The sequence below is a fragment of the Pseudanabaena sp. FACHB-1998 genome (genome assembly GCF_014696355.1).
GTDB lineage: Bacteria > Cyanobacteriota > Cyanobacteriia > Pseudanabaenales > Pseudanabaenaceae > Pseudanabaena.
The window spans coordinates 148,888-162,489 of the sequence record NZ_JACJQA010000024.1; the positions used below are offsets into that span (position 1 = coordinate 148,888).

General features: G+C 43.8%; 11 protein-coding genes and 1 pseudogene. 6 read left to right on the forward strand and 6 right to left on the reverse strand.

From position 1 onward, the window contains the following. Nucleotides 1-332 precede the first annotated feature (332 nt). Entirely contained in the window at nt 333-2,003 is a 1,671-nt protein-coding gene (mutL, locus tag H6F42_RS08855; protein ID WP_190398988.1) for a DNA mismatch repair endonuclease MutL, read from the reverse strand. Next, complete coding sequence (locus H6F42_RS08860; RefSeq protein ID WP_190398989.1) at nt 2,000-3,136, reverse strand: helix-turn-helix domain-containing protein; 1,137 nt, start codon at nt 3,134-3,136, stop codon at nt 2,000-2,002. Before H6F42_RS08860 ends, mutL begins: the two co-directional genes overlap by 4 nt. Before the next feature lie 196 nt (nt 3,137-3,332). Between H6F42_RS08860 and H6F42_RS08865 the strand changes: the two genes are divergently transcribed. Then, entirely contained in the window at nt 3,333-6,131 is a 2,799-nt protein-coding gene (locus H6F42_RS08865) for a cation-translocating P-type ATPase (RefSeq protein ID WP_190398990.1), read from the forward strand. 97 nt (nt 6,132-6,228) lie between these two features. Then, nucleotides 6,229-6,567, forward strand: coding sequence for a P-II family nitrogen regulator (locus tag H6F42_RS08870; protein ID WP_009627341.1), 339 nt, complete (start codon nt 6,229-6,231; stop codon nt 6,565-6,567). A 254-nt stretch (nt 6,568-6,821) separates the two neighbouring features. Here H6F42_RS08870 and H6F42_RS08875 read toward each other — a convergent pair whose 3' ends face one another. The 4 genes from H6F42_RS08875 to H6F42_RS08890 form a co-directional block, all read right to left on the reverse strand. Then, on the reverse strand, nt 6,822-7,016 hold the full coding sequence (locus H6F42_RS08875) for a hypothetical protein (RefSeq protein WP_190398991.1): 195 nt from the start codon (nt 7,014-7,016) through the stop codon (nt 6,822-6,824). A 158-nt stretch (nt 7,017-7,174) separates the two neighbouring features. Beyond that, on the reverse strand, nt 7,175-7,924 hold the full coding sequence (locus H6F42_RS08880) for a molybdopterin-dependent oxidoreductase (RefSeq protein WP_190398992.1): 750 nt from the start codon (nt 7,922-7,924) through the stop codon (nt 7,175-7,177). Nucleotides 7,925-7,951: 27 nt separating this feature from the next. Further along, complete coding sequence (locus H6F42_RS08885) at nt 7,952-8,539, reverse strand: cytochrome b/b6 domain-containing protein (protein ID WP_190398993.1); 588 nt, start codon at nt 8,537-8,539, stop codon at nt 7,952-7,954. A gap of 335 nt (nt 8,540-8,874) precedes the next feature. Next, nucleotides 8,875-9,243, reverse strand: a complete 369-nt coding sequence (locus H6F42_RS08890; protein ID WP_190398994.1) for a hypothetical protein — start codon at nt 9,241-9,243, stop codon at nt 8,875-8,877. 224 nt (nt 9,244-9,467) lie between these two features. Here H6F42_RS08890 and H6F42_RS08895 point away from each other — a divergent pair, with 224 nt between their 5' ends. From H6F42_RS08895 to H6F42_RS08910, 4 genes and pseudogenes are all read left to right on the forward strand, one after another. After that, entirely contained in the window at nt 9,468-10,577 is a 1,110-nt protein-coding gene (locus H6F42_RS08895) for a glycerate kinase (protein WP_190398995.1), read from the forward strand. A 390-nt stretch (nt 10,578-10,967) separates the two neighbouring features. Then, on the forward strand, nt 10,968-12,497 hold the full coding sequence (gene psbB, locus H6F42_RS08900; RefSeq protein ID WP_190398996.1) for a photosystem II chlorophyll-binding protein CP47: 1,530 nt from the start codon (nt 10,968-10,970) through the stop codon (nt 12,495-12,497). Between the two features lie 6 nt (nt 12,498-12,503). Continuing rightward, nucleotides 12,504-12,617, forward strand: coding sequence for a photosystem II reaction center protein T (locus H6F42_RS08905; protein ID WP_094531873.1), 114 nt, complete (start codon nt 12,504-12,506; stop codon nt 12,615-12,617). Between the two features lie 126 nt (nt 12,618-12,743). Next, a pseudogene (locus H6F42_RS08910) lies at nt 12,744-13,583 on the forward strand (AAA family ATPase); the annotation flags it as partial. Between the last annotated feature and the right edge of the window lie 19 nt (nt 13,584-13,602).

Consider the following 13,602-nt stretch of genomic DNA (forward strand, 5'->3'; position numbering starts at 1 on the left):
GACAGTTAGTTCATTTCGGCTCAGCTTTGATTTCATACTGAACGCTTACTGTATGGATGATCCCTAAATTCTTTTCATCATCTTCGAGAAAGTTTTCTAGACGATTGGAGATTTCTCGATCATGACAGGATTCAATTAAATACTCCTTGAATAGTTAACTAGAGAATTTCTCTATATAGACATCCTGACTAGGGGATATATGACTTCGTGAGTGATTTGATTAACCTGATTTACTACGAAACAAACTGTAGTAAAGCTGTAAAGGAAGTTGGCGACTAGATTAGGCGATCGCACTTTTGGCTAGCTGATTTTAGGGACATATTTTAGATTTCTTATTTTGAGATAATCCAATTACGGCGAAAGAATCGCGCGAGATCGGACTCATCGATCGCTAAGCAAATTGGGCGACCATGAGGACAGGTGTGAGGATTGCGAGTTTGTTGCCATTGAGATAGCAGATCGCGAATAGTCGTTAAATCTAACTTTGTGCCATTGCGAACAGCACTACGACAAGCCGCCGTCGCTCTTGCCATCGTTGGATCATCCTGCTGAGACATTTCCTGCAAAATTAAGCTACAATCCCCATGCCCAACTAAAATTTCGGGCAGCGATCGCACCGCCCATAGATCATTCCCAAAGGCTTCAATTTCTAGCCCTAGATCTTGCAGCCGCTCGACTCCCTCCTCCGTAACTTGGTTTAGTAATACTGGTTGCTCTATGGTCACTATTTGCCATTGACTTTCGATGCGCTCAAAGAGAACTCTCTCATGGGCAACATGCTGTTCTACAAGCCATAAACCACCTGCATGTTCTGCCAAAATATAAGTGTCGAGAACTTGCGCGATCGCCTTTAAATTAGAACTAGGCTGATTAAAATTTTCCCGCTTAGCAGGTATCAAATAGGAGGTTTTACGCTCGGCAGTACGAAGTAAATCCTTCGTTGCATTGCTATAAAGATTTTGAGAATTAACTTCAGGAACCTTAAGTGCATCAGTAATACATTCTTTTAATTGAGATTTTAATTCCTCTAAGTTTTGAACATAGGCTTCAGACTTGGCGGGATGGCGGTTCCAATCAAGGCGATCGCAGGGCAAATTAAAATTTACAATGCAGACTGGGAAGCGATTACGCGGTAAAGTTCGTTCGAGACTAGCCAGAATAGTCTGCTCGATCTCAGGAAAGTTGATCACTCGTCCATTGAGAACAACTTTTACCCAATCAGGTCGGCGGCGCGAGAGGCGATCGGGTAGACCGAGAGTAATGGAAATTTTCTCCCCCCCAGTTTCTTTCCCATTGGAGAGGAGGGATTGGGGAATAAGGGCAAATTCTTTATATGCCAAATCGTAGGGCTGAATAGAACTAATAATTTGCGTTAGGATTTCACTAGCATTTTCCCCAGCCCAAATGGTCATCCACTCACGATTATCTAAGTTAACTTGCCAATTGATTTGAGGATTAGCGATCGCCATTTGTTGAATTTGTAATTGCAGTTTCCGAACCTGTTGAGAATTACTGGGCAAGGATTGTAAACGATTGAGATAACGAGCGAAAAGATTCCGAACTGTCACAACAGTACCGATCGCGATCGCCACAACTTTGGGGCTAGTAAGTAAATTCCCCATCTCCCCATAGTGAGCTTGATAGCCTACAGGTTCCAACCTTGGACGACTACAAATGCTTAAATCTGCCAGTTGTGCGAGACTATATAGAGCTTCTCCCCGAAAGCCTAAACTGGTGATTTGCTGCAAGTCTTCCGCTTTGGCTATCTTACTAGTTGTATGGGGTGTCGCCGCCTGTGATAAATCAGCGATCGCCATCCCGCAACCATTATCACTCACCTGTACTGAGAGCGAATCTGTCCAAATAGAAATAACAATTCTGGTCGCCCCTGCATCGATCGCATTTTCAGCAAGTTCTCTCACTACCGCCGAGAGGGAATCAATCACTTCCCCTGCGGCGATCAGATGGACAACTTCAATGGGAAGTGTATGAATATTGCTCATCCTAGTCTTTGCTTTAGCCAAAACTGCAATGTAGGAAGCGCGATGCGATAGCCATATTTTGCACCATAGACTAGCCCTTTCTGCTCTAAGCTATCTAAAGCTCCCTGTAAGCTGCCTCCCTTGGATAATTGGTGTTTCTGAATATATTCTCGACTATGGGGACTAACCGTAGGATCGATCGCCAAGCTTTCCAAAACCCTAACTTGAGTTGGCGGTAACAGCATGATTAAAGATTCAAAAGTGGGCGCTAAATCTTCGATCAGGGCTAGCATATTGTGATGCACATGATGCGGCTGAATCAGAAATATAGACGGGGAAGAAGATTGATTGGATTTGGTCAGAGAATCTAGCCAAATTCTTCTAATTAAGGCGATCGCATCACTTAAATTCCCTTGAATATATTCTTTAAATAGCTGTAAAGAACTAGTGGCATGATTTGAGAAGGGATAGATACATTCAGAATTATTAGGGTCAAATCTTAACCCTTTATTTTCCATTGTTGGTTCTAGCCATTCATAAAGTTCTTCATGGTGAAGAGGTGGCAACTCTACGACATCAATACTTAATTTATGCATCCAAGGTTCGGGAACTGTGGCAATCAGCGTATAGCTTACACGGCTTTGTAATTGAATTTCGCGCCGCAAATACTCTTCCCATTCTCCTTTGCGATCCCACGAACGAATATGCGTGAAATTATGCAAAACGATCGCCACCCGACAATCCAGCCATTCCGCCATCTGTTGAGGAAGCCTAAGTAAATATTGAAAAAGACTCCAAATACCCGAAGAAGCAAGCTTCCATTTAATGTATGGTTTTGGTTCTAGCTCAAAGTTGACCTGCTGCTCCTTGAGCATCTGCTGCAACATCAAAATTTCATCAGGTCGATCAAAAGCATTTAGCAATCCTTCAGCTACTAACTTTAAAAAGCGATCGCCATCAGTTGCCCGTAGACAATCGAGAGTGATGACTCTTGCGCCTACCTTCTTAGCCGCCCATTTGACCAGAGTTCTGCGCCCACTTCCCGCTACTCCAGCAATTAATAAATCCCCATCTGCTAGCAAAATCTGACTAATTTGCTCTAGCTCTTTGTGTCTGCCCACCAACCGTTGAGGCAAAAATGGATTGTTGATCATAGGCTAATTGTATAGCAATTTATAGCGCTTTTCGCTCAAACCTAAATCAAGAAACTTTTTGAAAGTGTTGCAAAGCAACACTTTCAAAAAGTTTCTTGGATAGCTCTCGCTAAAAGTCCCAAGAGAGTTGTTACCCTTTGCCCAACAAGTACTATTTTTTAGTACTATGTTGGTAGCTGTTTACCAACATATATCTATGACAACAGAGTCACCAGATACTACTCCTGCCTATTGGCATACTCTTGATGCCGACGCAGCCCTTAGTTTGCTCAAAAGTGATAGTAATCAGGGGATTAGCGATCAAGAAGTCGCAGTTCGATTTGAACGCTATGGAGCCAATGAATTAGTCGAAAAAGCAGGGCGATCGTCCCTAAAAATCTTTATCGATCAGTTCACCAATATCATGCTGATTATGCTGATGGCGGTTGCCGTAGTTTCAGCTTTTCTAGCTCTCAGTAAGCCAGAACCTGCATTTCCTAAAGATGCCGTGGCAATTTTTTCCATTGTTCTGCTCAATGGCATTCTTGGCTATATGCAAGAGATAAATGCCGAAAAAGCTCTAGCGGCTCTAAAGCGAATGTCTTCTCCCAGAGTGCGCGTAATTCGCAATGGGGAAGTTATCGAAATTAATGGCAAAGAACTTGTCCCGGGAGACATCATGCTGCTGGAGGCAGGGGTGCAAATCTCGGCGGATGGTCGATTAATTGAAGAACAGAACTTGCAAGTGCGTGAATCGGCACTAACAGGCGAAGCAGAAGCCGTCAGCAAAGAAGCAAAACTAATTTTAGAAGAAGATGCTAGTTTAGGCGATCGCCTTAATTGCGTGTATCAAGGAACGGAGGTAGTACAGGGACGTGCTAAAGCCGTAGTTACCAAGATCGGAATGCAAACTGAATTAGGGAAAATCGCTACTCTCCTGCAAGATGTAGAGAGCGAAGACACCCCCCTACAACAACGGATGACCCAGCTAGGAAATGTACTGGTCAGTGGATCGTTGGCTCTGGTTGCTCTGGTTGTCATAGTTGGGGTGATTAAAGAAGGGACAAGTGCTTTTGGCGAACTCCTTGAGACTTCTCTAAGTATGGCTGTCGCCGTCGTACCTGAAGGGTTACCTGCGGTGGTAACTGTCACCCTTGCTTTAGGCACGCAACGCATGGTCAAACGCAATGCCCTCATTCGTCGTTTGCCAGCCGTCGAAACCCTTGGCTCAGTGACAACAATTTGTTCCGACAAAACAGGAACGCTCACCCAAAATAAAATGGTGGTGCAGGGTATCCGTACTGGTTTACATTCTCTCCAAGTCACAGGGGATGGATACACACCCAGTGGTGAATTTAGTGTACTAGGCAATTCCGTTGAAGATTCCTCTTTTGCTGTCCATAATATTCCTGAAGTTCAGCAGTTATTGATGGCTTGTGTCTTCTGTAACGACGCGATTTTACAGCAGAAAAATGGCGAATGGATTATTATCGGCGACCCCACCGAAGGCGCTTTGCTGGTTCTCGCCAGTAAAGGCGGCTGTGAATCTGCCGAATGGCAACATCGGATGCCCCGTGTGTTTGAAGTGCCTTTCTCCTCAGAACGCAAACGCATGAGCGTATTAGTACAGGGTGAATATGGAGGTCATGTATTGTTTTGTAAAGGCTCTCCAGAGATGACCTTGGAATGTTGCACTCATATTCAGATTGGTGATCAAATTCACGACCTATCCAACGAACAGCACCAACACATTATTGCCCAAAATAATGAGCTTGCGGCTCGCGGCTTGCGGGTCTTGGGATTTGCCTATCGCAACGTCGATCAACTTTCTGAAGATGGCATTACCATCCACGATGAAAGTAATCTGATTTGGGTAGGCTTAGTGGGAATGTTTGACGCGCCCCGTCCAGAAGTGCGGGAAGCGGTCAAGCGTTGTCGTGAAGCAGGGATTCGCCCCATCATGATTACGGGTGATCATCAACTTACGGCTAAGGCGATCGCTGAAGATTTAGGGATTGGAAAAGCAGGAGATCGCGTTCTTACAGGACGAGAACTAGAGCGCATGAATTCGACAGATCTTGATCATGAAGTTAACTCTGTCAATGTCTATGCGCGTGTTTCCCCTGAGCATAAATTACGGATTGTTCAAGCTTTGCAAAGACAACATCAATTTGTGGCGATGACAGGCGATGGGGTGAATGATGCCCCTGCGCTCAAGCAAGCCGATATTGGTATTGCGATGGGGATCACTGGTACGGATGTCTCCAAAGAAGCCAGTGACATGATCTTGCTGGATGACAACTTCGCCACGATTGTCGCAGCCACCGAGGAAGGTCGCGTCGTTTATACGAATATTCGTCGTTTTATTAAATATATTCTGGGCAGTAACATCGGTGAAGTAATCACGATCGCGGCGGCTCCTTTAATGGGATTTACAGTTCCTTTAGCTCCTCTGCAAATTTTATGGATGAATTTGGTCACCGATGGCTTACCTGCCCTAGCCCTAGCTGTCGAGCCAGCCGAACCCAATGTCATGAAAAGACCGCCTATTGATCCCCGTGAAAATATCTTTGCAAGGGGGATGGGTTCATACATGATCAGAGTTGGCATCATCCTAGCCGTGATCACCATCTCCTTAATGGTGTGGGCGCATGGCTACACCGAAGCCAATTACATCTTTGACGGCGTGATTTATGACAAAGAGCGTTGGGAAACCATGGTATTTACCACGCTGTGTTTAGCACAAATGGGTCATGCGATCGCCATTCGATCAAACACACAGCTAACGATCGAACTCGATCCACGAACTAACCTTTATGTCTGGGGATCGGTAATTATGACCACAGTTTTACAACTGGTACTAATTTACGTTGAGCCATTTCAAAGATTTTTTGGTACAAAGCTACTCAGACCCGAAGAACTAGCCGTCTGTTTTGGTTTTAGCGCTTTGATGTTTGTCTGGATAGAATTAGAGAAACTGGTAATTCGGTGGTGGGTTTGGCAACGTAAACAATAGCGCCAATTGAAATACCATTCCCAAAAAGTATGTTAGGCTACAAATTTGGGTATCGATTCAAGTGTATTAAAGTTCAAGAATCAGTGGAGGAGTTAATTTGAAAAAGGTTGAAGCAATCATTCGTCCATTCAAGCTTGACGAAGTCAAAATTGCTCTGGTAAATGCTGGCGTAGTAGGCATGACTGTATCAGAAGTGCGTGGTTTTGGTCGTCAAAAAGGACAAACAGAGCGCTATCGCGGCTCTGAGTACACTGTTGAATTTCTACAAAAGCTCAAAATTGAGATTGTTGTAGAAGATGATCAAGTTGATATGGTGGTAGATAAAGTTATCACTGCCGCCCGTACTGGCGAAATTGGCGATGGTAAGATTTTCGTATCCCCTGTAGAGCGAATTATCCGAATTCGTACTGGTGAAAAGGATCTAGAAGCAGTCTAAAGCTGTTCCAGTATACCTATCATCCTAAAAAGAGAGTCTGTGCTTAGCGTAGACTCTCTTTTTATAGCTATAGCCAATCAAGTTAGGAAGCAAAACCCAAGAAACGAGTTGCGGCGCTTCGCGCCGCAACTCGTTTCTTGGGTTTTGCTTTGTTCCCCTCTCCTACGGGTGAGGGCTTAGCGATTTGGTGAGTCAAGTATATTAACGCCATAAAAAAAGAGGCGCAAAGCGCCTCCTTTTTTATGGCAAGAAGTTTAAGAAGCTTGTAAAATTGCTTCTAATACTTGAGCAATTAATGCTCCCAAAATCACCACATTTAAGTATTTACCAATCATAGGATTTTTACCGAATGAGTCATCTTTTTGGCAACCAGTCAAGAATAAAGACCAAGCCTGTGTAAAGTTAATTGCCTGAAAGCGATTAAAACTAGGAGTAAAGATTAAACGCATAAATTTCTCTTGGGCTAATCATTAAGCCCGCACAATCTGTTTTTTATCTGATAGTCAGCATAATACAAATTGTAACAATTATTAACAGTCATTATACTAAAGCCTAAAAGATGAGTGGCGGCGCAAAGCTCCGCCACTCATCTTTTAAAACTTCGGCGCTATAGCCCTGCATACCACTCATAGCCCAAATCTTCCCAATAACCACGCTTAGAAGTTAGCTCGGTAGTTAGCTCGATCCGAGTTACCCATTTACTAAGCTTATAGCCCAGCTTAATCGGAGATGCGAGGCGCAAAGGTGCGCCATTTTCTGGAGTTAAGGCTTGACCATTTTTTTGATACGCCATCATAGTCTGGGGATGCATTACCGAATCTAGATCCCAGCTTTCGTAATAGCCATCTGCGGAATAAAAATAGGCATATTTCGCTTGAGATGATGGCTGAGCGATCGCCAAAATATCTCTTAGTTTCACGCCGCCCCATTGCACGATCGCCGCCCAACCCTCCACACAAACATGACGAATCACCATTGATGTCAATGGCAGAATTTGTAAGTCTTGGAGACTAAGACTGAGGGGATTATTTACATTACCGTCAACAGTAAGGCGATAGGAAACAGGATTAATAGCAGGTGTCCCGCGAAAACTATTAACAATTAGTTTTTCTGGCTCAATCGCACTCAACGGAAATTCGGGGACGAGTTGGTGGGGCTTAAATATTAAAGTCTCGACCTGTTGATTTAGTGGCTCAGATACTCCGCCCACTATCCCTTCGGCAAGACTGCCAAAACCAATAGTCAGCAAACCTGCGCCAGCTAAATTTAAAAACCGTCGGCGCGGCAAAATATCGGTATCGTCATCTTCATTTTCAAGAGTTTTTTGAGATTGGTTCTGTGGAGGTTCGTGGGACATAAAGCTTACTGAATTATCCTTATCAAATTAATCATTCCAAAACATCGAATCTAACAAGCGATCGCCTCCCACCTTGCGCCCCAGTTGCGAGTGAATACCACCTAAAATAATCGTCAATGGCACTGCCATAAAGTGGGTAATCCGCAGAGCATCCCAACCACCAAAGCTATCAACAATCCAATAAAACTGAGCAGGCTTATACATCCCGATTCCCGTAAAAATTGATAGCAGTAAAAGCGGGATTAAAATTGTGTAGACCAATCGATGCCAAGCATAATTTTTGCGCTTTTCATTTTGGCTCACTAATAAAGCCTTAATATCCTTGGCACTGATATAGCGATGCTGCCAACGGCGAGTCACGAAGATATAAATCCCGTACCACAATAAATTTAAAGAAAAAATCCACATACTGGCAAAGTGCCAATGTCTTCCTCCAGCGAGCCAGCCCCCCAAACCAAAAATTGGCGGAATATGAATTCCCCCACGCCCTCCAAAAACTGGATTAGCGTTATAAATCTGTAACCCGCTAGTAATCATCAAAAATAGACTGATTAAGCTAACCCAATGAAAAATTTTGGTAGCTAGGTTTTGAGTTGGCATTACAGGCGATCGCATTACCAATCCTTCAAATGTTTACAGGATTTTACTATATATAACTCATGTGGCTTGTATTAAAACACTTAAGCCTCAAAGATGAATGGCGGCGTTTCGCGTCGCCATTCATCTTTGAGGCTTGAGCTAAAACCTTGAGGATTTTATATTTAATTGCGCCTACTTTCTTATAGTTGTGGTCACTTGCATTAAGACAAAACAAAACCCAAAAAGATAGTTGCGACAAAGCGCCGCAACTATCTTTTTGGGTTTTGTTACTAACAAGAATGCCACCAGCTATACATCGAAAGTAAAAAAGGGCGATAATCGCCCTTTTTTACTTTTGATCTAACAACTAACTATTGAGGCTTCTTAGGAGCTTCAGCGGGCTTAGCGTCAGGCTTAGCGGCATCAGGCTTAGCCATTGCGTCAGGCTTAGCAGCATCGGGCTTAGCAGCATCAGGCTTAGCCATTGAGTCAGGCTTAGTTTCAGACGCTTTCTCCTTAGGAGCTTCAGCGGGCTTAGCGTCAGGCTTAGCGGCATCAGGCTTAGCCATTGCGTCAGGCTTAGCATCTTTAGCTTTTTCCTTGGTCGCATCAGCAGCAGGCTTGGTGTCAGCAGGCTTTGCAGCAGGAGCAGTTGTAGCCGCAGGGGTAGCAGTAGGAGCAGGAGTTTCGGTAGCGCAAGAAGCTAGACCAGCAGATAATCCGAGAGTTGCAACGATCAAAAGAGCTTTCAAATTCATAGTTGTAAGTTTGTTCTGTTTTAATGGACTAACTAGTTTTGATGTCAGTAACTATAAGCAGTTTTTGTGGAGGAGCCTGCGTATAATTACTCACCGTATTATTCTATGTTAAATAATTGTTAATTAATAACTTACTTTTTGTAAATTTGTAATCTGTATAGCTGAATTAAGCACTAAATAGTGTAAGAAGCTTATAGGGTAAGGAAATGACCGAAAAATCACTCATAAGAATTATTGAACTAATTATTCAAGGTAGTTTTGTATCCAATACAGATTATGAGTATCTAATCCAAGATTTGTTAATAAGCTCTGAACGCTTTCAGGTATTGGATAAACAGGATTTTTATGTTAGTCATTCTGAAGAAATTATCACAATTATTAAGCGGAGATCACATCTACTAAAGCTTGTTTACCCAGAATTATCGCGCACCCTTGCCCAGCAAAATATCAGCATAGATCTCTCTTCCGATATATTCCCAACCCTGTGGTACTACTGGCTGCCTTTAGCTATCCACCTTGATCAGCAGCAGCAAAAGTTGGGACGACCTTTAATCCAAGGTTTATTAGGTGGACAAGGCACGGGGAAAACGACCTTAGGTATTGTTCTTAATATCCTGTTGAAATATTTAGGCAAAACATTTTTAAGTATCTCCTTGGATGATTTGTATAAAACCTACGCCGATCGCCAAAAATTACAATTGCATCGCCCCGATCTAATTTGGCGGGGTCCACCTAGCACCCATGATGTGGATTTGGGGATTCAGGTCTTCCAACAATTACGCGATCGCCACCCCGATAATCCTCAAAAAATCGCGATTCCCCGTTTTGATAAGTCTTTACATAATGGTGCAGGCGATCGCATCGAGCCAGAAATTTCCGACGGTGCAGATGTAATCCTATTTGAAGGTTGGTTTGTGGGGATGCGTCCTCTGTCAATTGCGGCTTTTGAAAAGTTTATCCCCCCAATTTTGACTGAAAGCGATCGCGACTTTGCCCTTGCATGTAACGCTAGGCTTTACGACTACTTACCTCTATGGGACTATCTCCATAGCTTAATAGTATTGATCCCAGAAGACTATACCTACAGTTTGCAATGGCGGCTTGAGGCAGAGCATAAGCTAATACAATCTGGCAAATCGGGAATGAATGACGCAGAAACAACTAAATTTGTCGAATATTTCTGGAAGGCTTTACATCCTAACCTATTTCTTCCGCCTATGCTTGGTAAAAAAACAAGTAGCGATCATTTCTCTGCGGATTTAGTCGTCGAAATTATGCGATCGCACCTACCAACGAGGATTTATAGCTGTCGCTAAGGCTAAAGCCCAAATAAATGAAGCTTTTCGAGCCTCATTTATTTGGGCTTTAGTTCTTAAGTAAAACTTGTGCTGCGATAAAACCTAAAAAATAAGAGCAGGGCTTTGAGCTGTCCTTACTTTTTAGGTTTTATCGCAATCAATCGGAAGGAATAGTTTATTATGATGTTACGAATAAAATAATCACTCTGGTTTGACAATTCTGAGTAAGGTATCTACTCGTTTTCATTTCCTTAAACTCATCTACTTTCTCTAAATCATTGGGGTATAGATATATGAGTCTAGGTATTTAAGTATTTGAGTAGCGCCATAATTCAGGATCAATTATCATAAATTAAAATAAAGAATCGTTAAGATCTTATTCACTACATAGATTAAGGAACATTTGCAATGGGATTACCCTGGTATCGAGTGCATACAGTTCTCCTGAACGATCCAGGAAGACTGATTGCCACGCACCTGATGCACACTGCTCTCGTAGCAGGGTGGGCAGGCTCGATGGCACTTTATGAGCTAGCAATTTTTGACCCCAGTGACCCCGTCCTCAACCCCATGTGGCGACAAGGTATGTATGTCATGCCTTTTATGACCCGTCTTGGGATTACCAATTCTTGGGGTGGTTGGACAATTACTGGTGAGCAAGTTGCTGACCCCGGTTTCTGGTCTTTTGAAGGTGTTGCACTTGCACACATCGTACTCTCTGGTTTACTTTTCCTTGCTGCTATTTGGCACTGGGTCAACTGGGATCTAGAGCTATTCAGAGATCCTCGCACAGGTGAGCCTGCCTTAGACTTACCTAAGATGTTCGGTATTCATCTCTTCCTATCTGGTTTACTTTGCTTCGGTTTCGGTGCATTCCACCAAACAGGGCTTTTTGGTCCTGGCATGTGGGTCTCTGATGCCTATGGCTTGACTGGTCACGTAGCACCTGTCGCTCCTGAATGGGGTCCCAATGGCTTTAACCCCTTTAACGCTGGTGGTATTGTGGCTCACCACATTGCCGCAGGTATTGTGGGCATCATCGCTGGGCTTTTCCACTTGACCGTCCGTCCACCTGAGCGGCTTTACAAAGCCCTTCGCATGGGTAACATTGAAACTGTACTCTCTAGCAGTATTGCTGCCGTATTCTTTGCAGCCTTCGTAGTTGCAGGAACTATGTGGTACGGTTCGGCTGCTACTCCCATCGAGTTATTTGGTCCTACCCGCTATCAGTGGGACAGCAGTTCATTCCAACAAGAAATTTCTCGCCGCGTTCAAGCTGGTGTTAATTCTGGTTTGAGTGAGCAAGATGCTTGGGCAACGATCCCCGACAAACTTGCTTTCTATGACTACGTTGGTAACAGCCCTGCTAAAGGTGGATTGTTCCGTGTAGGTCCGATGAATAATGGTGATGGTATTGCTCAAGGTTGGCAAGGACATCCTATTTTCAAAGACAGAGAAGGTCGTGAGCTAAGCGTGCGCCGCTTACCTAACTTCTTTGAAACATTCCCCGTCGTTCTCCAAGACCAAGATGGTGTTGTTAGAGCAGACATTCCTTTCCGTCGTGCTGAATCTAAGTACAGTGTTGAGCAAACTGGTGTAACTGTCGCCTTTGCTGGTGGTCAGTTGAATGGTAAGACTTTCAGCGATGCACCTAGCGTTAAGAAGTATGCTCGTCAAGCTCAGCTAGGCGAAATCTTTGAATTCGATCAAGAAAAGAATAATTCTGACGGTGTATTCCGTACTAGCCCTCGTGGTTGGTTCACCTTTGGTCATGCAGTATTTGCACTGTTCTTCTTCTTTGGTCACATTTGGCATGGCGCTCGTACTTTGTTCCGCGATGTGTTTGCTGGGGTTGACCCAGAACTCAGCGAAGAGCAAGTTGAGTGGGGCGCATTCCAAAAAGTTGGCGACAAAACTACTCGTGTTAAAGAGGCATAAGATCCAATGGAAGCTCTCACCTATACTTTTATTTTCGCTTGTTTGATTGGTTTGTTCTTCTTCGCAATCTTCTTCCGCGAGCCTCCCAAGGTTATCTCTAATTCTAAAGATAAGAAGTAAATAAAAAAGCCCGCCTAGGCGGGCTTTTTTATTTTTATCTAAAGAGGGTCACTACGCGACCCTCTTTAGATTTTTATTAGGTAACACGATCATGTAGATTTTTATTAGTTGTAAAAATTAATCTGTATGTCTTATTACATTTCACCGCGCTTTTTGGATAAACTTGTTGTCCATTTGGCTAAGAATTTCATGAAATTACCTAATGTGACAGTGCCTTTGATTTTGGGTATTCATGGCGGTAAAGGTGAAGGTAAATCTTTTCAGTGTGAGTTAGCGTTTGAGAAATTAGGGATTGATCCCATCCGAATGTCGGGTGGTGAGTTAGAAAGCCCTGACGCTGGCGATCCTGCTCGATTGATTAGAATGCGCTATCGTGAGGCGGCGGAACTGGTGAAAGTGCGTGGGAAAATGTGCGCTTTGTTGATTAATGATATTGATGCAGGGGCGGGACGGGTTGATAGCACTACGCAATATACGGTAAATACGCAGCTAGTTAATGCGACGTTAATGAATATTGCGGATAATCCTACCAATGTGCAGCTTCCCGGAAGTTATGACAGTAATCCGATTCGGCGTGTGCCAATCATTGTGACGGGGAATGACTTTTCGACTTTGTATGCGCCTTTGGTGCGTGATGGTCGGATGGACAAGTTTTATTGGCAACCCGATCGCGCCGATCGCATTGGGATTGTAAGCGGCATTTTTGCGCCTGATGGGATTCCACAATGGGAGATTGAGCGCCTTGTGGATATGTTTCCCGATCGCTCGATTGATTTCTTTAGCTCATTGCGATCGAGTCTTTATGATGAGCAGGTACGCAAGTTTGTCTATGAGATTGGCTTAGAGCGCTTGTCGTTACGTTTGGTGAATAGTACTGAGGCAATCCCTGAATTTCGTCCACCGAGCTTTGATTTGAAAACCTTGAAGGAAGCAGGCGATCGCCTATTGGCAGAAGGGGAGCGAGTCAGCCAGCGCACTTTAATTC

Coding starts and splice junctions, on each gene's coding strand:
- H6F42_RS08880 (WP_190398992.1), bottom strand. CDS start 7,924: ATGTCCCACGAACCTCCACAGAACCAATCTCAAAAAACTCTTGAAAAT.
- H6F42_RS08865 (WP_190398990.1), top strand. CDS start 3,333: ATGACAACAGAGTCACCAGATACTACTCCTGCCTATTGGCATACTCTT.
- H6F42_RS08875 (WP_190398991.1), bottom strand. CDS start 7,016: ATGCGTTTAATCTTTACTCCTAGTTTTAATCGCTTTCAGGCAATTAAC.
- H6F42_RS08860 (WP_190398989.1), bottom strand. CDS start 3,136: ATGATCAACAATCCATTTTTGCCTCAACGGTTGGTGGGCAGACACAAA.
- psbB (WP_190398996.1), top strand. CDS start 10,968: ATGGGATTACCCTGGTATCGAGTGCATACAGTTCTCCTGAACGATCCA.
- H6F42_RS08885 (WP_190398993.1), bottom strand. CDS start 8,539: ATGCGATCGCCTGTAATGCCAACTCAAAACCTAGCTACCAAAATTTTT.
- H6F42_RS08905 (WP_094531873.1), top strand. CDS start 12,504: ATGGAAGCTCTCACCTATACTTTTATTTTCGCTTGTTTGATTGGTTTG.
- H6F42_RS08895 (WP_190398995.1), top strand. CDS start 9,468: ATGACCGAAAAATCACTCATAAGAATTATTGAACTAATTATTCAAGGT.
- mutL (WP_190398988.1), bottom strand. CDS start 2,003: ATGAGCAATATTCATACACTTCCCATTGAAGTTGTCCATCTGATCGCC.